Genomic DNA, 18,061 nt, shown 5'->3' on the forward strand with positions numbered 1-18,061 from the left:
GTTTATTAAGCTTGGCCGAGCTTCAGTGTTGGTTCGGCGAGTTGTCGCTGGTCGAAGGCTTGACCCGCGCGGAGGTTGAGAACATCATCGCCTGGGTAGAAGAGTTGAAACAAGACAACGGGATGTGCTGAGCGGTGCTTTTGGACAGTCGCAGATGGATCGGGCTGATGTTCGTCGCGGCAGGCGTTTTCGTCGCTGCTTTGCTTTTGTCCTGCGGTGTCGCTGAGGCCCATGGAAAACATGAGCCCTCGGTCGTTTCCGTCGAGGTTCAAACGCACACTGAACCTTCCGCGAAGGACCATCAGGGCCATTGTCACGGTGGGGCGTTTTGCAGTGGACCTGCGATCGTCCAACTGTCAAATCTGAACGCGGATTTATTGGGATGCAGTGAACGGTATAGTCTTCCGTGCGCGACGAATGGCATCCCGGTGGTTTCGAATTTTGATCCGCCCCCACCCAAAATCCTGATCTGATCCGTATCCGCACACGTCCTTTGGCGTGATGAGATAACTCAGACAGGGAAATCCGATGAAAACTGAAAAACTGTTGCTGGGCGTGGTGTTTGCGTCCCTTCTGGCTGTGGCAAGCCAATCGGTGTTTGCGCATGGCGGAGCTACCGGCGTTGTCAAAGAACGCATGGACGGCATGGGCGTGATGAAAGAGGCGATGAAAGTGCTGACCCCGATGATGCGGGGACAGGTCGACTATGATACCGCTGTGGTGCGCGATCGGTCTGAGGATATCAGCCGCCATGCCGGTGAGGCGCTGACCAAATTGTTCCCCAAAGGCAGCCTTGATGCACCCTCCGAGGCGAAGCCAGAAATTTGGCAGGACTGGGAGGCGTTTTCGACCTTGGCCGATCAGCTGCGTGTGATGGCAGACGGATTGGCAGAAGCTTCCGAAAACGGGTTGATGATGGCGGGCGAAGCACCTGCAGTCGGCGATATGATGGGCGGTCAGGGTGGCTCAATGATGGGTGGCAGCACGATAGGAACCGGTGTTGGTGCCAATATGATGGACCTGTCGCAGATGCCGGTCGACGGGGTTTTCACCATGATGGGACAGGTCTGCTCGGCCTGCCATACACGCTTTCGGGTCGAGAAATAGGCCAGGACGATGCGTATGTTCTATCGTCTGGGGCTGGCTGGCGCTGTTATCGTCGCAGTTAGTCTTGCAAGCCTGATGGCCTGGCCGATCGGCCAGCCTCTTGCGCCCATCACCCTGGAGGGGGATGTCGACCGCGGTGCTTATCTGGCCCGCGCTTCCGGCTGCATCGCGTGTCATACCGATTTTGCGAAAGGCGGAGCGCCACTGGCGGGTGGCATGGCGTTGGAAACCCCGTTTGGCACGTTGTATTCGCCGAACCTCACCACCGACCCTGACCACGGGATCGGAGGCTGGAGCCAGGCACAGTTCGCCCGCGCCGTCCGCGAGGGGGTTTCGCCCGAAGGGCACGCCTACTATCCAGCCTTCCCTTATCCTTTCTATGCCAACTTCTCGGATCAGGAGGTTGCCGATCTCTGGGCCGCCTTCCAAACCGTGCCACCGGTCGCAGAATCATCGCGCGCGAGCCAGATGAGCTTTCCGTTCAACCAACGGTGGGGGCTGAAACTCTGGCGCGCCGCCTATCTTGAGCCTCCAAGGACAGAGCCGGTGGTAGGTAAGGACGAGATATGGAACCGGGGTCGCGAACTGGTCGAGGGGGCCAGCCATTGCGCGGCCTGCCATACGGGACGCAACTTCGCCGGCGCGCGGAAATCGGACACGGAGCACTTCAGGGGCAGCGATGCGCTGCCAGGCGATGAGAAAGCACCAGCCATCGATCACCTGACTTTAGCTGAAAGGGGATGGGATGTGGCCAGCCTGACCTATGCTCTGCGCACCGGCATCACACCCGAAGGGGACGTCTTTGGCGGTTCCATGGGCGAGGTCGTGCTTTACGGCACAAGTTTCCTGACCGAGGCCGACCGGACGGCTATCGCGACCTATCTGATGGACGAACATGAAGGGGGATGAGTCAATGAAAACCGGAACCATCTTTGCATTTGTCCTGGCCGGGATAGTCGTCACCGGTGCTGCGGTCGTATGGCTCGCACCATCAGGCACGCAGGCGGGTCCGCCAGTGCAGCCGAGAACGACCAATGTTGAGGAAGGTGCAGTGCTTTATGCTGAGTTCTGTGCTTCCTGCCACGGAGCTGAACTGGAAGGGCAGCCCAACTGGCGTGTTCCTAATGAGGACGGCACCTTGCCTGCTCCGCCGCATGACGAGACCGGCCACACCTGGCACCACGGAGATGCGCTGCTGTTTGACTACACCAAACAGGGTGGTGAAGCAGCGCTGGAAGCTCGTGGCGTGTCTGACTTTGCCAGCGGCATGCCGGGATTTGGCGACAGCCTGAGCGATCAGCAGATCTGGGACATTCTGGCCTATATCAAATCCACTTGGCCCGAGCGCATCCGCGAGATGCAGGCGGTGCGCACCGAAAGCGAACAAATGCAGGGCGGCTCATGACCGCCCACTTGACACATATCATGACACTTGCCCGCGGTTTCGGTCACAAGAACCATCGTCACACCGCAGGCGTGAAAAGGAAAGGAAATGACATGACCACCCTGACAATCGACCGCCGCCTCTTCCTGGCTGGCCTCGGTGCCTCCGGCGTCGCTCTGGCCACGCCGGCCCTGGCAATCACCAAACCACTGGTGCAGGTCCTCAAGGACCCGAACTGCGGGTGTTGCGGCTCCTGGATTGACATCATGCAACGCGACGGGTTCGAAATGGAGGTGCAGAACGCCTCGTGGGAGATATTGTCGCAATATAAAGCCACCAAGGGTGTCCCGGAGGAGATGGCCTCCTGTCACACCGGCATGGTCGAGGGCTACGTCATAGAAGGTCATGTACCGCCAAAAGATATCCGGCGCCTTCTGACCGAGCGCCCCGATGCGGTGGGGCTGTCTGTTCCCGGTATGCCCTTCGGCTCACCCGGTATGGGGCCAGAGAGCGAACGCGAGGCCTATTCAGTCTTTCTGATCCTAAAGGACGGCACCCACGAAGTGTTCAACCGCTACGAGGCGGCCTGATCGGCGGCCTCCATACTAAATGTATCGCGGCAGCGGTGCTTGCCCCTTTTGGGGATTGCAGAGCGTCAGCAGTTATACCTGTTGTCGCTCGGTACTTTCTTGCTTTGGAGTCTCCGGCGAAACCGAGGAGTTTCGCCGGGGTGACTTCGCCCAAAGAACTATCGAGGGTCTTGTGCAGTTTGTAGTTGAGACAGCATAGGGCAGGAAACATTTCCGCTGTCATGTCTGACGTCAGCGCCCATAGGACAGTTTAGGTCGATTTGATAAGAGAGGGTTTCTGGCAGTCGACCTTAGCGGGAAGAGCAGAGAACGGCGTCTCTTAAGCCCTAATTGCAAGACTTCTGCGCTGCAGCGAATGACGGCTTTGTTGTAGTAGGTGAATCAAAATAACTGCTGCGTCAACGAGCTAAAAGAAGAACTCTTACTGAAAAAATGGATGGCCAGCGAAGTACAACGCTCCACCGGCCAAGCCATTGTCAGACCTTCACATGGTCCTTGGCGATGGCGTTGTAAACTGCACCGCCAAGGAGCGCGCCAATCACCCAGTTGAAGCCGGACAGGACCGAGAACCATGGAACCCAGACTGTCGCAACGGAGAAGACCGCAGCAATACCGAAGGCTTTGACCGCGGCGTTGTTCCAGCCGTTGTCATAGTGATAGATACCGCCGCTCATGTTGTAGAGATCGGCTTCACTAAGTTGTTCCTTTCGGTGGGCATAGTAGTCAACAATCATGATGCCAAAAATCGGGGCGAGTACCGCGCCAAGCGTGTTTACGAAACCGCTGATCCCGAACTGGCTGATGAAGCTGTTCCAGAACCCGCCAATCACCAAGGCAAAGATCGATGTAATCAAGCCGGCTTTACGGAAGCTGATCTTCTCAGGCGACAAGTTGGCGATGCCGTTGACCGCCGGGATGAAGTTAGCCACTAGGTTGATCCCAACAGTTGCGGCAAAAAAGGTCATCGCCGCTATGACTCCCAGAAGTACGCTGTCGGTACGTTCGACAATCTCGGTCGGGTTGATAATTGCCTCGCCATAGACCACTGCAGCACCGCCAGTTGTCAGAAGCGCCAGTGCCGAAAACAGGATCATGTTGAAAGGCAGGCCGGCAAGGTTACCCAATTTCATCGCCCGCTTGTCTTTGGCATAGCGAGAGAAGTCGCTGAAATTAATCATCACGGCCGCGAAATACGCAACCATTGTACCGACGATGGCGACGAACCCTTTGAATTCGGTCCAAGCAGTACCTTCGGGATTGGCGAAGATCGTCGCTGTGGCCGAGAGAAGCTGACCATCAGAACGCTGCCAAAGCACTATCACAAGGCCGATCATCACCAAATAGACGAAGGGACCAGCAATGTTCAGGAAAGTTTCAACCCAGTTCATGCCCCGCCAGAAGATAACGATGTGGAAGCCCCAGACAATAAGGAAGGAAATCCAGTCAATGCCAGTCAGGCCGAGAATTTCTTCCCCGCCACTCACACCCGTGATCGAACGGATCAGCAGGGCTACAGCCGTTGAGGCAAAATAGACCTGCACCCCGTACCAGAACACCGCGACTATCGCGCGTAGAACGGCCGGAAGCTTGGCGCCCTGGGTTCCCAGGCTGGCGCGAGCCAAGACCGGATAGGGGATGCCGTATTTTTCACCTGGGGCCCCAGACAGGTTGACCATCCACATTACAAAAAGCCCGGCCGTGATCAAAGCCGCGAAAGCAGTCCAGCCTCCGACACCAAACGAAATGAACAGCGATGCCACAAGGGAATACCCAAAGAGAGACTGTACGTCATTTGCCCAAATATTGAAGATCGCGAACGGCCCCCAGGATTTTTCATCGGCACCGACTGGGTTGAGAGTGTTTCCTTCCGGATCCATCGTGCCGCCATGCACGACGGGTGTGTTGTCAATTGAAGCCATTTTTTCCTCCCTGTGCCCGAGATCCGAGCGAAAATTTGAATCTCGGCGAATCTTCGCGCGAAATTGAACTTGCAAGTAACATTTTAGAAGATATATCATGTAGTCGACTATCAAATACTTCAGCCAACACTTTACTGTTCTGGTTGACAATAGCGCAGACGAGGAAATCGATGAGCCATTTTACCGAAGGCACATTGTCAGCGGATAAAGCCCAGCGCGCCCTTTGGTCCGCACTTCGATCCGGGGAGTTGCGGGACGGTCAGTTCGTCTCAATGTCGCAACTTGTCGGCATACTTGATTGCCCGATTGCAGCCATCCGCGAAGCGGTGAAACAGGCCAGCGCACTTGGATTGGTGTCCACATTGCCAAAGCGCGGTGTAAAAGTTATGGAAGCGCGGCCTGAAACCATCCGGGAGTGTCTTGATTTTCGCATGGTACTGGACCAGGAAGGCGCGCGGCGGAGAATTGCTGGCGGCGCGATCTCGGAATTGAAAGCCTTGCGGAAGCAGCACGATGAGATGCGTCTCGCGGCCCGCAGCGGTGCGGGAAATAATCTTTCGCCAAAAGCCGTCGAAGTCGACTTGACGTTGCACGATTTTCTGGCCGAGGGGCTGAACAATCCTCAACTAGCGGCCGCTTATGACGCCAACCGGATGCGGATCGCAATTATCCAGAATGTGCGCCCGTTTATTCAGGACCGGATCGTCTCTGCGATGAAAGAGCATATTTCGATCATTGACGCCCTGGAAAGCCGTGACGTTGAAGCCGCTGTGCAAGCTATCCGGTATCACTGCGAACAAACCCTACGGTGGTGGGGCGTTGCCTGACATCCGTATTTGTTGAGCCATTCGACCCCGCGAAGCGGTTTGATCGTGGAATAATCCTCCATGACCTGACCGCAGGATTGTTAAAGCAGACCTTTATGGCTGAACTTGCAAAGGGCGCTTTGTCCGCAAAGCCGTCATCCGACATTTTTTGTCAGATGACCGCGTTGAGCCCTGAGCAGACATTTCCGTCGAATTGGGATGCTGCCCATGCGCTAGGCAGCTTGCGGCGCAATGCAGCCATTCAGAGTACCATTTTCCGGGGTTTAGAATTGTCCTTTCGCCGCACTTAGGTTCGGCATTCGAGAATGCGCAACTTTCCCTTTATTCCCAATACAGCCCGAACTGATGTCAACGACCCATAGCTGCCGGGGAGCCGGTGATTGCAGTGCTGCAGCGCGGTCCGTCGGGCCGGTCATTCGCGGCAACAGCGGAATCAAGGAATGCTCGAACTTTAGCTTCGCGGTTTAGTGAAGACCTGAACTTCAAGTTAATCAACCTCCGATCCGGGCTATTGTAGCTTGAACCGCGTAGTATCTTTGAGCGTTAGGTGGATGCGTCCCTAGAAAGCGATCACCAGGATCGGGAACTCGTGCGAAGTAGAGCGCACCTTTGATGGGATCATATCCCGCTTTGTAAGCTATCACCGTGCCTAGCCGATCAGCTTCCAGCTCAAAGTCCTTTGAGTAGCTGCGCCCACCAACAAAGGCTCCAAGATCCTGTGCTGCGGCAATGTCATTCGTTCCAGTTCCGGCGATTGTTGCCAGACCGGCAAAAATGATCGCACCAGCGGCCGCGTTTTGAGCACGGCGCGCTAAATGCCCTTGAATGTGGTGAGCAGCTTCATGCGACATAACAAATGCGAGTTCATCGTTATTGTTCACATCTTTTATGAGAGCCCGGGTCATTGTTATTACCGGGCGCCCCGACTTGCTTAGACTCTGATAGGCGTTAGAGGGTGCTTGCGTGTTTGAATGAATGCGGATCAGGAAATCGCAATTCACGCCCTGAGTGCGGCGGCGACATTCTCGCTCTGCCGCGGGCTCAACTCGAGAGGCTACTTGACGAAATCTCACTTGTGCCTGCTGTGAATTGACCGGGGTGCTTACGTGATCTGGTTTTGGGATGGGTGCTGAGGGAGGAGGCGCAGTTGACACGCATCCTGCCAGCATCAAAATAGCCAACACCAATACAGTTCGCTTCATTAACACGCCTTTCCAACAAATTAGAGCACTGAAACAGAGTCGGTAATCTTCGATACACCAACATCCAACTTCGAGATTAGGGCCTGTGTGAATTGATATTCAATAACAGAGGAGATTGTCCGTAGTGGCACCCCGATTCAGCTGTCGCCAAAATTGAAAGCACCGCAATTGGCCTTCAAACGAACGGGCCAATTGATCCGCGAACCTGTCACCAGCGACCTGAGCCGCGTTGAACAACGCATCAACCGCCGCTATTCCCGCTGCCCCACGGCTTGAAACCTGTCTGCCTCGCGGCAAAGGGAATGCTCAGGTCGGCGACCGCATCCAACCAAAAACGATCGTTAGAAGTGGCTGCAAAAATAGGAAACTGACCTGAGTTTCATAATTGCACCCTTGTTTACTTGATCTGGCGAACACGATCTTCAGCCCAACAATTTTGCATGTGCCAGTCTTCAAAAAGTTTGGGTTCTGCGCAGAAGCGTTGGGTTGGTTCATTTGGTGGATACCGGCATCGAGGCAAAAAACCTCACAACATGAGTGTCGGCGTTGCGCAAGCCAACGGCGAATAATGCTGCAAAATTAACGTGTTTCTGATACGCCTGTTTTGATTGTTACTAATTTGTTTTTGGTAGGCTGGCACAGCCGAAATCGTAGTGGGGAGAATTCTATGTCTGCAACTGCCCGACGCGCCAACGCAGCCGCGCGATCAATCCGGAAAGTCGAATCCTTCTTTACAGCTTACCATGCAGCGGTGAGAGAAACACCTGCGGTCGCTGATTTCACATTTGGCAACCCGCACGAAATGCCTTTACCCAAACTCATCGATGCGCTGAAGACACACGCCGAACCTCAGAGCGTCGATTGGTTCGCGTACAAGACCAATGAAGCAGACCCGTGTGCGTTTCTGGCGGCCGCGTTATCTGAGGAGTTGGGTCTACCTTTCCAGACGGAAGACATTGCGCTGACCAAAGGCGCCTTTGGGGCGATCAAGATGTGTTTCACCATGCTTCTTGAGCCCGAAGACGAATGCATCGTGCCATTGCCGGGCTGGTTCTGTTATGGGCCGATGCTGGCCGCTGCCGATGCCAAAGAGGTACAGGTGCCTCTGGACCCAGGCAATTTTGACCTCGACCTTGAGGCGATTGCCAGTGCCATTACCCCACGTACCAGGATCGTGGTTGTCAATACGCCGCACAATCCGACAGGTCGCATTTATTCGCGTTCTGATCTGCAACAGCTGGCCGACCTACTCGAGATCAAGTCTGCCGAGATCGGTCATCGAATTTGGATGCTATCCGACGAACCTTATCGCCGCATTCGGTTTGACGGTATGGACTTTACAACTCCTGCTGCTGTCTACCCGCACACGCTGATCGACTATTCTTACGGGAAGATTCTCCTCGCACCGGGGCTGCGCCTTGGGTACCTTGCGATCTCTCCAACCTTACCTGAAGCGGAACGAAAAGAGCTTCAAGCTCTGCGGTTTGCCGTACAGATGGCGGATGGATGGAATGTTCCAGACGCTCCATTGATCTATGCGCTGCCGGATCTTGAAAACGTCTCAATCGACATTGCTGCGCTAGCTCGTCGCCGCGAGCGAATGCTTGGTGCATTGGGTCAATGGGGATACAGGATGACGCAGCCAGAGGGTACCTTCTATCTGTGGGGGCAGGCCCCGGGTGGAGACAGCGATGCTTTCGCCGAATTTCTTCAAAAAAGTGGAATCTACGTGATGCCCGGAACAGTCTTTGACCGACCAACGGACTTTCGTATTTGTCTTACTGCTACTGACGAAATGATAGAAAACGCATTGCCCGCATTTCAGGTGGCCGTAACTCAAATGCAGGAATGAGAATTGGTGTCAGCTCGAGTTTTTGGCGTATCCATTGAATGACAGCATAATTGAGCATTGCTGTCGTTGGATAAGATCAACAATGCAACCGCAGCGAATGGCGGCTGCGTGGCCACGCGCGTTGCTCCGAGCCCCAACCGGTCATTGCTGCAAATTCTCGCATTTGCAGGTGCGGCATAATCGTCCGGCCCCAACCGGACATCCATTATAACCAAGATTGCTGCATCGCGGCGGCACATGGCAGCCTTTCGGGCAAGATGCAGCATTTGGGAGGTATGGGCTCGAAGCAGTCGTTCGCCTTTTCGCTGTTATTGCGTCGCGGCAAAGTTAGAGTGGGCAACTACGTACCATGCGCCTCCGATTTCACGGAAGACGGTAAGCCGTGGTGCACGCCGTTGCATGGTCTGGCCGTCGACACTGGCTTCAATCTCAAGGATGTAGGTGACAACCATCACACCGTTGTTTTCGGTTGCTTCCAGGAGCTCAAAATCGGGGGCTTTTGCGATGATGGGAAGTTCGCTTGTAACATAGTCCTCATGGTTCATCTGGGCGCCCGATCCGCGCAGGATCTGAAACTCTGGGGCCAGGATTTCGTCAACGCGCGCGGGGTTTCCGCTAACCACCGCATCGCTCCAGGCGGCCACAATATCAGCAGGATCATTTGCATTTATTCCTTCGGCCGCTAGCGGTGTAGCAAGCATTAATGAGGCAAGTACTAGCAGTCTTTTCATGGGGTAGTCCTTTGCTTAGGGCTCACAGGGGTCGTCCGTCCGTCTAAACTGTCTTTATCGGTATAGTACGGCTTCTTCGCGGGACTAACCGGTCCTTCAGTGGATGAAAATAACAGCCTGCTTTGCGTGTTTAGCGACTGTCGGCACTATCAAGTATGGAAGTTGCGTTTCCGCTGGGTCATCAGAACGATTGGGCAAGCCATAGGTAGAGTGGCAGGCCAACCGTGATGTTGAAGGGAAAGGTCACGCCCATAGAAAGTGTTAGATATATGCCTGACTCGGCTTGTGGCAGTGCAATCTTCATCGCTGCGGGCACTGCGATGTAAGAAGCTGAGGCCGCCAAAACCATCATCAAGAATAGGCTGCCGGTCTGCAACCCAATAGCCAAGCCAAGGCCCATGGCAAGCATCGCGCTGATCATTGGCATTATGATTCCAAAGGCAAACAGCCCCACGCTCAAAAGGTGCCAGTTGCGCAGCAGGCTGCGGCCCGCAGACAGGCCCATGTCCAGCAAAAACAGGCAAAGAATGCCGGTAAAGGGCGTCACTACAAATGGAGCGATCATCTCCATACCCTTGTCCTGCGTCAGAGCGCCGATCACGAATGCACCGGTCAGAAGCACGATAGAGCCATTGGCAAAAAGCTCCCGCATAGACACGCATCTTGTTGACCCATCACGTCCAAAGCGATGTGCGATCCACAAGGCCGAAAGGATCGCTGGAACTTCCATCGTTGCAGCTATGGCCACCATGTACCCATCCCAAGCAATGCCGGAAAGGTCCAGAAGGCTTGTGGCAGCGACAAAAGTTACGATCGAGATGGATCCGTAGTGCCCTGCCACGGCGGCGGCGTTCAGCGCGTCTAATCGAGTCATGCCGCGCAGCAGGGCGTAGGCGATAATTGGGATCAGGAAGGATAGTGCCAGCCCTGCACCAAGGGCGGTGAAGACCTCTGTATTCAACCCATTTTCTGTTAAGCTGTGCCCACCTTTAAAGCCAATCGCCAACAGCAAGTAGAGCGACATGAACTTTGCGGCGCCTTCGGGGATCGACAGGTCGCTACGTACGATTGCGGCCAGAAGACCAAGGACAAAGAATAAGATCGTAGGCACAATCAGGTTGCCCACAAGGCTATCAAAAATCAGCATTATTTGCGTCTCCGGGACATGTTTTCAGCCTGTTGCCCGGATTTATTGAATAGTTTAAATACATTCTAACATCGCAAAAAATAGTCTGAGGTTATGAATGCGCCCTACGTTGCGTCAGATGGAGTACATCGTCGCCGTCCATCAATTGGGCAGTTTTGGTCTTGCAGCAGAAACGCTGCATGTCAGCCAGCCCAGTCTGTCGAGCCAGGTGGCAACAGTGGAAACAGATCTTGGTGTTCGTCTTTTTGAACGTGGCCGGGCTGGGGCGCGCACGACGGCACGGGGCCTGGAGTTTGTAACCCGTGCCCGCCATATTCTTTCCGAGGCCGAAGCATTGCGCGGCTCGATGCTCTCGGACCTGCCTTTTGGCGGAAGGCTGCGGTTAGGTGTGCTGCCTTCAATTGGACCATATCTTTTGCCGCAAGCGATTAAGTCACTACACGAAGCTGAGCCTGACTTGCGTGTTATCGTTCGCGAGGAAAACACATTGAGCCTGGACGAAGGGATAAGAAACGGTCGCTTCGACGCGATCATCTCGACGCCCGAGGATCACCCGAACACGTTCCAGCATCAGCTGTTCATCGAACCACTCTGGGTCGCGGTCGCGCAGGATCATCCGCTAGCAGGCAGCGCACAAGTCGCGGCAGAGGACCTTGAAGGACAACGGCTGTTGACGCTTGATACAGGCCACCGCCTCGCCCGAATTGTCTATGGTATTGCCGGAGCGAGCGGGGCCACAGTTTCCAACGACTACGAGGGCACAAGCCTGGACTCTATCGTGCTAATGGCGGCAACCGGAGCTGGGATAGGTATCCTTCCCGACCTTTTTGCGCGACGCCAGGGCATCCACCGCAGTGAAGTCTGCGTGATGCCGCTAGTTATGCCGGACGCCGATCGAACGATTAGCATCCTTGTACCGTCCGATCGTCCGGAGCATTTTTCTGGTGTTCTCGCGACGATCCTGCGGAGTGCCGCTAAAGTGCTCGAGCTGGAAGTGACGCAGGCTTGAAGAAACCCTCGGAGATTGCGGACACTCATAGTGGGGAGCAGCAAACGACTCGTTTTTCACTGAAGAGACAAAAAAATCATGTTAATACAATTGGAGGGCTACATGGATGTGCGATTTCACCCAGAGCAATAGAGCCAAGTTCCAAATGGAGAGACATGTGCCCTTTCGTAGTTATGCTCTCATTCTAGTACAGACATTCGTGCGCAGTGCAACATCTGTCAAATTGGGCTCGCAGCCAACATCCGATCATTTCACTCAGACAATGACGGGCATCTAGGCGACCAAGGTCGACAATGCGCGGAGAGCAGACAAATGCACCCGCAGCACTCAGTTCTCATAGCAATGGCGGCTCCGGGCTCAATCTGCTTGTCCAAACTCGCCATAGAGAAAGTCGGCAACGAGACCAAAGCTACCTCTCAGGCTCCTTGCTGATCACGGTCGTCACAGTTCGAGTTGAGCGACTTTGAGTGAGAGCTATCGCGCCCAAAACCAGCGCGCAGGCCAGCGCCTGTGTACCCGTGATTACTTCACCGAATGCAAGAACGCCAACAGCAAACATCGTGGGTAGTTCAATACTTCCGACTACAGCAGTGCGCGCTGCCCCAATAATAGGCGAACAGATCGTGTAAATCAGTTGCGGAATTAGCGCCGTCACAAGGCCCAACCCGACAACTAGAACCCAGTCGTCCCCACCTTCTGGTAGAATTTCGCCGACCTCGGATGAAAGAATGAGAGGGGCAAGGCCAATGACCGACCCAAGCGAGACTGACGCCATTCTGGCTAAAGGCGCAATACGTGACAGGCGGTGCACGAGAACACATATGCCGAAGCCAAAACCGAAAGGTGCCGCTAATGAGACGAGAAGGATTGGAATTTGGTCCGGTGGCACAGATGCCGGAGAACCTGCGAATATCGCAGCAGCGACGATCAATCCAGCCGCAACAAAGCTGCGCCGCGTTGGTTGATCACCAAAAAGCGCCCATGCGATGGCAATCGTAAACACCGGATAGGTCATGTAGAGTACGCCAACCGTCGATGCAGGAACAGTCTCAAGAGCAGTAACATAGCCGACCCATCCAAGACCCATCACTGCGCCCGCAACCATACCCCAGACGATTTCTCGCCACTTTGAGTGATGCATTACAAGTGCGGGCAAAAGGACAACCGCTGCCAAGATGTACCGATAAAAGGCAACCGCATAGGGAGCGAGACCCTGATCGGTGAGCCCACGGCTAAAATAGGGTACAAGGCCAAAACAGATGGATGCAAAAAGCACACCAACGACCGCAAGGGCATAGGGTATGGCGTTCCGCTTGGCTGAGGTTAGTTGGTTCATTGCTGACAACTAACACGCTATGCTGCGGTTGACATCGTCAAGACAAATGAACGGCAACTTTGTACGCGTTCGCGACCTGTTGCATGAGCGAAAGACCGAGGTGTGATCAAGGTCTGGTAAGGGGATTCTGCAACGCTGCATTGACTTGGATTGCAAACGGCAGCAAGGGGCCGTGTGCTGGGACAGCGCATTCTGCTGATCAACCAAACTCAAGTAAGACACACTGCGCCGGTTTCCAGGTTGCGAAGAGGCTCACTGGCGTTCGTTTGACGTAGACTTGAAGCGCTTGAACCATCGAAACATTAAATACGCGCAAAAATCCTAAGTTGTTGAATTCAATGGGAGGTGAGTCTCAATAATTCGGTCCCATTATTTACGTACTCCGACAATTCTTGTCGGATCGCTTTATTAGAGAGACTGCGTTCGCAATATTTTCAACCACTTAGGTGATTGAGTTTCTGAGACACGTAAACCCACCAGTTTTAAACCATCGACAACCTGCCGATAGCCCATCATGCGGCTAAGGCGTCAAAAGTGCCCGCGCTGGCCGGTCCACATTTGGGTCTGTCACAATAGAACAATCAAGGTAAGGGCTGCGAGTAAGAGTGTTCATTAACCCGCGCAGCAGGAAAGCTTGCCGACATCCTTCTCAAACGTCTGCGCGGCTAGTTTTAGCCCCTCGACGGTCGTGAGGTAGGGAAAGATCATATCGCCCAATTCATCATATGTCATGCCCATTTTCAGTGCCATTGCCGCGGTCTGGATTGTGTCTGATCCCTCGGGCGCGATGATATGAGCCCCAAGCAGCTTCTTGCTCTGTTTGTCCGCCACAAGCTTGATGAGACCACGTGTGTCGCGGGCCGCAAGCGCGCGCGGGACGTGTTCCAAGCCCAATACGGACGTGATAACTTCATGGCCCTGCGCGGCGGCCTGCGCCTCTGTTACACCGACGCTGGCGATTTGAGGATCGGAAAAGACCACAGAAGGCATGACGCTATTGTCATAGCTCAGCGAGTTGCCATTCATGGCATTCTTTGCGGCTAGCTTCGCCCCATAGGCCGCCATGTAGACGAACTGGTCAGTGCCGGTCACGTCACCAGCGGCGTACACGCCGTCGCGGGAGCTGTTCATCGCAGGATCAACAACAACCCCGCCCTTTGCATCGGTGGCGATCCCGGCGACATCGAGCGCCAGTGATCCCGTGTTCGGTACACGCCCGGTTGCCAGCATCAGTTTTTCCGCATCAACGGTCACGGCCTGACCGTTTCGGGTAGCGTGTAGCCGAACTCCCCCATCTGTGGTATCCAACCGGTCATAGGACAGGCCATCGAGAACCGTAATGCCTTCCGCTGCGAAGGCTTCGGTGAGTGCAGCACTGATCTCTGGTTCGGCTTCGGGCAGCAGTCCCCTGCGCGTTACAATCGTGACTTCCGCCCCGGCCCGCGCAAAGACCTGTGCAATTTCGACGCCGATGTAGCCTCCGCCCATAACCATGAGGGACGCAGGCCGTGCGTCGAGCTGCAAGGCAGACGTGCTGTCCAGCCATTCAATCTCGGCTAGTCCGGGAATGTCAGGCACATGCTGAGATGATCCAGTTGCAATGATGACTTTCTCGGTTTTCAGGTTGCGGTCGCCAACCTGTATAGAACCGTCATTCTGAAATACTGCCTGACCTTCAATATAGGTTACGGCATCGTAGTTTGGCAGCACATCGATGTATTTTGCAGCCCGAAGATCATCTACCAGGGCTTGTTTTTGAGCGATCATCGCTTTCCAATCAGTGATTTGACCGGATGCCTCAACCCCGTCAAAGCGACTGGCCGCTTTTGCCGTGTGCAGCGTTTCAACAGCGCGGATCATGGCCTTGGACGGGACACAGCCGACGTTCACGCATGTGCCGCCAATCGTGCCATATCCGACCAACGCGACACGCGCGCCTTCATCCGCAGCCGTGATGGCGGCGGAGAAACCGGCAGACCCCGCGCCGATGACAACAAGGTCAAAGCCGTTAGGCTCAGGTTTTTCGGGTTTGCAACAGTCAGACATTGGACGGCCTTTCAGGAAGTCGTGTTTCGTGCGCGACGGATCAGCGCGTAGATTGTAATCAGGATAAACACCGCGAGGGCAGGCATGAGAACGTAGTCAAGATAGCCAACTACAGCGGATAGACCGACGATGCTGAGAAGACCAACCAGCAGGGGTGTGAAGCAGCAAAGTGCGGCGATGACGGTGCCGATAATACCTGTTTTGAGAAGTTTGTTATTCACGAGGTTTCCTTAGTATCTCGATTTTCCGTGTCGCGATCCCGGCGACTTCGAAGGAAGGTCCGAATGGAAAGAATGGCCACACCGGTTCCAACGGCAATCAACAGGGTGGTGAGAACATCTAGGCCGGTCGCTGTGCTGATTGCTCCGCTCAGCATCGACGCCAGCACAGCGGCGTGCCCGCCGCAGCAGATCACGACCACCGGGGCCGCAACGATGAATGCTAGAATGCCGCCTGCCGATCTGTCATTCATGGGCTGCGTTCAGGAATCGGACGGTGCGGTGACAAGATCAGCTTTGTACCCGGCTGCGGCTGATGCGAGGGCAATATCCTCGGCACTCACAACGGCGTCATCAAAGACAACTTCTGCCGTCAAACTGTCAGAATCCGCCGTGACTTGCGTGACACCTTCGACGCCGCCCATCGCTGATTCAACGATAAATGGGCAGCTCGGGCAGTGCATTCCAGGCACCGAGAATGTCACGGTTTGTTCGGCTGCGAGTACAGGAGCAGCGCCCAACAGGCCGATGAGGGTCAAGAGGGGGGTGTAAAATTTCATTTTGGTTCCTTTCACAGACCAAGAAGAATGGGGGCGACGACCGGCGCGATCCAGTTCCAGAACAACGCAATCATGATGAGAACTGTCGACACCCAAAGCGCGGATTTCACCAGCCGGTTGGGAAGTGGTCGCGCGCAGGTTTCACCTTCGGCGCAGGCCTTGGGCTTGCGATAAACCATCCAGAAGCCGTAGCCGAGGAATCCAAGTGTGACTGCAATAAAGATAGGCTTGTAGGGCTCAAGTGCAGTCAAGTTGCCAATCCAGGCACCGGAAATGCCAAGACTGAAAAGGATCAACGGAACAACGCAGCAGGTTGATGCTGCAAGAGCACCAAGGACACCACCAGCCGCAATCATGCGGGCTTTTTTAGTTTCGGGGCCGACCTGTTCGAGATCGACTTCAATTACGTCAGTCATTCAAGAACCCGCTTTTCAAGTTTCGAGATGCAAGATACGATCTGTAGTAACTACAGAAGCAAGGGGGTTTTCGATGGCTGAGTTCACGAACGCGCGAGGCTATCCAATAGGTGCAATGTCGAAGCATACGGGCGTCAACATTGAAACGATCAGATATTACGAACGAATTGGGATCATGCCAAAACCCGACAGAACAGCGGGCGGCAACCGGCAATACAACCACGACCAACTCAAGCGTCTTTCCTTCATCAAGCGTTCACGGGAAATTGGATTTGGTATCGAAGAAATCCGGGCATTGCTGGAAATGGTGGATCGACGAGACTTCACCTGCGGCGAGGTTCACAGCATGACGGTCAATCACCTCGCGTCGGTCAGGGAGAAGATACTGGCGCTACATCGGTTAGAGAATGCGCTGGAAGCGATGGTGGCAGAATGCAGTCGTGGTGATGTTCCCGACTGCCCGATACTGGATACACTATTTGAAGTATCCGAAACAGGATGAATTCACCGAAGAGGGCATTGAACGAACGACGGTTTAGTCCCGCGTCTCGATTGTTGATGACATGTGCGGCGAACGCCCGCTCGCCGACAAACTGCCGCAAAAAGGACCCTTTTTGCGGCGCTTTTTGTGTTCCTGATAAGTCATTGAATTCAATTGCGCTGGACTGCTGCAAAAACCTTGTGCAAAAAGATTGCATGAAAATCGGCTATGCACGGGTATCCACAACCGAACAGAACCTCGATCTACAGATCGAGGCGCTGACCGAGGCTGGGTGTGACCGGATCATAACCGACCTGGCGCAGAGCGGTGCGACGGCGGCCGAGGGTCGCGAAGGTTTTGCCGAGGCCATGGAGTTATTGGGCAAAGGCGATCTTCTCGTTGTGTGGAAACTTGATAGGGTAGGGCGCTCCATTGCCGACCTCATACACCTTCTAAAGCTCTTCGGAGAACGAGGGATCGAGTTCCGTAGCCTGACAGACGGAATTGACACGACGACCGCGGGCGGGCGGTTGGTTTTCCACATTATGGGGGCTTTGGCTGAGTTCGAGCGGGATTTGATACAAGAGCGTACGAAGGCAGGGCTTCAAGCCGCGAAGAAACGTGGCAAGCGGCTTGGCCGACCGCCAGCGCTATCGCCCGCGCAGGTCGCTCATGCGAAGAGGGCAATCGAGGCAAAACGCGAGACCGTTTCCGGCATGGCGGAGATCCTTGGCGTGAACCGCAGCACACTTCAGCGTGCCATAAATCGGTACGTTTCGAGCTAGAACTGCGAGACCTGTTTTCTCTGTGGTCCTTCCCAGAGAAGTATTCCAGCAAAACATAACGATGTTTAGGATAGTTTTAAGTGTTGTTGCGCCTCGGATGTTTAGCTATTTTAGCTATACTATCCAGCGCTCTATTTTACGGGCCAGGTTAACTCGAATGGGAAGAAGCAGTGCCATGCGACAGTTTTCCGCTACAGATCTTGCCAATAAGACCGGAGATGTTCTGGCCTTTGCCGCGCGACACCCTGTTGCCATCACGCGCCATGGCAAACCGCGCTTCGTAGTCCTGTCCACGGAAGAGTTTCAAGCCTTGCGTCAATGCAAAGATATCCAATCTGCGCATCATGTAGATGATCTGGATGATGTCGAAGCCACCCGCCTTGCGAATGAATTGCAGGCCAGCATCGAAAACGACTGAAAGCAAATTTGTATTTCGCGCGCTAACGGCGAT

At 54.6% G+C, this 18,061-nt stretch carries 21 protein-coding genes; 10 read left to right on the forward strand and 11 right to left on the reverse strand.

Going from position 1 to position 18,061, the window contains the following annotated elements; translation table 11 throughout:
• Positions 1-5: 5 nt before the first annotated feature.
• Positions 6-278 carry a hypothetical protein gene (locus ACR0JB_RS21060; RefSeq protein ID WP_170394392.1) on the reverse strand — a complete coding sequence of 91 codons (273 nt, stop codon included), beginning with the start codon at positions 276-278 and terminating at the stop codon, positions 6-8.
• A 250-nt stretch (positions 279-528) separates the two neighbouring features.
• On the opposite strand from ACR0JB_RS21060, the gene ACR0JB_RS21065 reads away from it, so the two are divergent.
• Genes ACR0JB_RS21065 through ACR0JB_RS21080 form a run of 4 tightly spaced genes read left to right on the forward strand, consistent with a single transcriptional unit; the run spans position 529 to position 3,081 of the window.
• The gene (locus tag ACR0JB_RS21065; protein ID WP_170394389.1) at positions 529-1,107 is read left to right on the forward strand and encodes a c-type cytochrome; all 579 of its coding nucleotides are present in this window, start codon (positions 529-531) and stop codon (positions 1,105-1,107) included.
• A 15-nt stretch (positions 1,108-1,122) separates the two neighbouring features.
• Positions 1,123-2,016, forward strand: coding sequence for a c-type cytochrome (locus ACR0JB_RS21070; RefSeq protein WP_254442435.1), 894 nt, complete (start codon positions 1,123-1,125; stop codon positions 2,014-2,016).
• A gap of 4 nt (positions 2,017-2,020) precedes the next feature.
• Entirely contained in the window at positions 2,021-2,512 is a 492-nt protein-coding gene (locus tag ACR0JB_RS21075; protein WP_170394384.1) for a c-type cytochrome, read from the forward strand.
• Positions 2,509-3,081, forward strand: coding sequence for a DUF411 domain-containing protein (locus tag ACR0JB_RS21080; RefSeq protein WP_254437343.1), 573 nt, complete (start codon positions 2,509-2,511; stop codon positions 3,079-3,081). The genes ACR0JB_RS21075 and ACR0JB_RS21080 overlap by 4 nt, the downstream gene beginning before the upstream one ends.
• A 476-nt stretch (positions 3,082-3,557) precedes the next feature.
• On the opposite strand, the gene ACR0JB_RS21085 is transcribed toward ACR0JB_RS21080, so the two are convergent.
• A complete protein-coding gene (locus ACR0JB_RS21085) occupies positions 3,558-4,958 on the reverse strand; it encodes an NCS1 family nucleobase:cation symporter-1 (protein WP_425081595.1) in 1,401 nt (466 codons plus the stop codon).
• Positions 4,959-5,170: 212 nt separating this feature from the next.
• On the opposite strand from ACR0JB_RS21085, the gene ACR0JB_RS21090 reads away from it, so the two are divergent.
• Positions 5,171-5,827, forward strand: a complete 657-nt coding sequence (locus ACR0JB_RS21090) for a GntR family transcriptional regulator (RefSeq protein ID WP_170394381.1) — start codon at positions 5,171-5,173, stop codon at positions 5,825-5,827.
• Positions 5,828-6,318: 491 nt separating this feature from the next.
• Here ACR0JB_RS21090 and ACR0JB_RS21095 read toward each other — a convergent pair whose 3' ends face one another.
• Positions 6,319-7,029 (reverse strand): M48 family metalloprotease, encoded by a 711-nt coding sequence (locus ACR0JB_RS21095; RefSeq protein ID WP_170394378.1) that lies wholly within the window; start codon positions 7,027-7,029, stop codon positions 6,319-6,321.
• A gap of 604 nt (positions 7,030-7,633) precedes the next feature.
• Here ACR0JB_RS21095 and ACR0JB_RS21100 point away from each other — a divergent pair.
• The gene (locus ACR0JB_RS21100) at positions 7,634-8,881 is read left to right on the forward strand and encodes an aminotransferase class I/II-fold pyridoxal phosphate-dependent enzyme (protein WP_480790264.1); all 1,248 of its coding nucleotides are present in this window, start codon (positions 7,634-7,636) and stop codon (positions 8,879-8,881) included.
• Positions 8,882-9,189: 308 nt separating this feature from the next.
• Here ACR0JB_RS21100 and ACR0JB_RS21105 read toward each other — a convergent pair whose 3' ends face one another.
• Together ACR0JB_RS21105 and ACR0JB_RS21110 are read right to left on the reverse strand one after the other, a co-directional pair.
• Positions 9,190-9,612 carry a nuclear transport factor 2 family protein gene (locus ACR0JB_RS21105; RefSeq protein ID WP_170394372.1) on the reverse strand — a complete coding sequence of 141 codons (423 nt, stop codon included), beginning with the start codon at positions 9,610-9,612 and terminating at the stop codon, positions 9,190-9,192.
• Between the two features lie 181 nt (positions 9,613-9,793).
• Complete coding sequence (locus ACR0JB_RS21110; protein WP_174821697.1) at positions 9,794-10,759, reverse strand: sodium-dependent bicarbonate transport family permease; 966 nt, start codon at positions 10,757-10,759, stop codon at positions 9,794-9,796.
• 97 nt (positions 10,760-10,856) lie between these two features.
• Here ACR0JB_RS21110 and ACR0JB_RS21115 point away from each other — a divergent pair, with 97 nt between their 5' ends.
• Positions 10,857-11,768: a hydrogen peroxide-inducible genes activator gene (locus ACR0JB_RS21115; protein WP_170394370.1), complete on the forward strand. Its 912-nt coding sequence runs from the start codon at positions 10,857-10,859 to the stop codon at positions 11,766-11,768.
• A 409-nt stretch (positions 11,769-12,177) separates the two neighbouring features.
• On the opposite strand, the gene ACR0JB_RS21120 is transcribed toward ACR0JB_RS21115, so the two are convergent.
• The 6 genes from ACR0JB_RS21120 to ACR0JB_RS21145 all read right to left on the reverse strand — a co-directional run bounded on the left by ACR0JB_RS21120 (position 12,178) and on the right by ACR0JB_RS21145 (position 16,344).
• The gene (locus ACR0JB_RS21120) at positions 12,178-13,104 is read right to left on the reverse strand and encodes a DMT family transporter (protein ID WP_170394367.1); all 927 of its coding nucleotides are present in this window, start codon (positions 13,102-13,104) and stop codon (positions 12,178-12,180) included.
• 612 nt (positions 13,105-13,716) lie between these two features.
• On the reverse strand, positions 13,717-15,150 hold the full coding sequence (gene merA / locus ACR0JB_RS21125; RefSeq protein ID WP_480790265.1) for a mercury(II) reductase: 1,434 nt from the start codon (positions 15,148-15,150) through the stop codon (positions 13,717-13,719).
• A gap of 11 nt (positions 15,151-15,161) precedes the next feature.
• Positions 15,162-15,371, reverse strand: coding sequence for a mercury resistance system transport protein MerF (gene merF / locus ACR0JB_RS21130; protein WP_480790266.1), 210 nt, complete (start codon positions 15,369-15,371; stop codon positions 15,162-15,164).
• Entirely contained in the window at positions 15,368-15,622 is a 255-nt protein-coding gene (locus ACR0JB_RS21135) for a hypothetical protein (RefSeq protein ID WP_480790267.1), read from the reverse strand. Before ACR0JB_RS21135 ends, merF begins: the two co-directional genes overlap by 4 nt.
• Before the next feature lie 9 nt (positions 15,623-15,631).
• Positions 15,632-15,928, reverse strand: a complete 297-nt coding sequence (locus ACR0JB_RS21140; RefSeq protein ID WP_480790268.1) for a heavy-metal-associated domain-containing protein — start codon at positions 15,926-15,928, stop codon at positions 15,632-15,634.
• Between the two features lie 11 nt (positions 15,929-15,939).
• Positions 15,940-16,344, reverse strand: coding sequence for a mercuric transporter MerT family protein (locus ACR0JB_RS21145; RefSeq protein ID WP_480790269.1), 405 nt, complete (start codon positions 16,342-16,344; stop codon positions 15,940-15,942).
• 73 nt (positions 16,345-16,417) lie between these two features.
• Here ACR0JB_RS21145 and ACR0JB_RS21150 point away from each other — a divergent pair, with 73 nt between their 5' ends.
• The 3 genes from ACR0JB_RS21150 to ACR0JB_RS21160 all read left to right on the forward strand — a co-directional run bounded on the left by ACR0JB_RS21150 (position 16,418) and on the right by ACR0JB_RS21160 (position 18,028).
• Positions 16,418-16,846: a MerR family transcriptional regulator gene (locus tag ACR0JB_RS21150; protein ID WP_480790270.1), complete on the forward strand. Its 429-nt coding sequence runs from the start codon at positions 16,418-16,420 to the stop codon at positions 16,844-16,846.
• Positions 16,847-17,040: 194 nt separating this feature from the next.
• A complete protein-coding gene (locus ACR0JB_RS21155; RefSeq protein ID WP_480790271.1) occupies positions 17,041-17,610 on the forward strand; it encodes a recombinase family protein in 570 nt (189 codons plus the stop codon).
• Positions 17,611-17,785: 175 nt separating this feature from the next.
• Entirely contained in the window at positions 17,786-18,028 is a 243-nt protein-coding gene (locus tag ACR0JB_RS21160) for a type II toxin-antitoxin system prevent-host-death family antitoxin (RefSeq protein WP_480790272.1), read from the forward strand.
• Positions 18,029-18,061 lie beyond the last annotated feature (33 nt).

The sequence above is a fragment of the Ruegeria sp. BI7 genome, assembly GCF_056537925.1.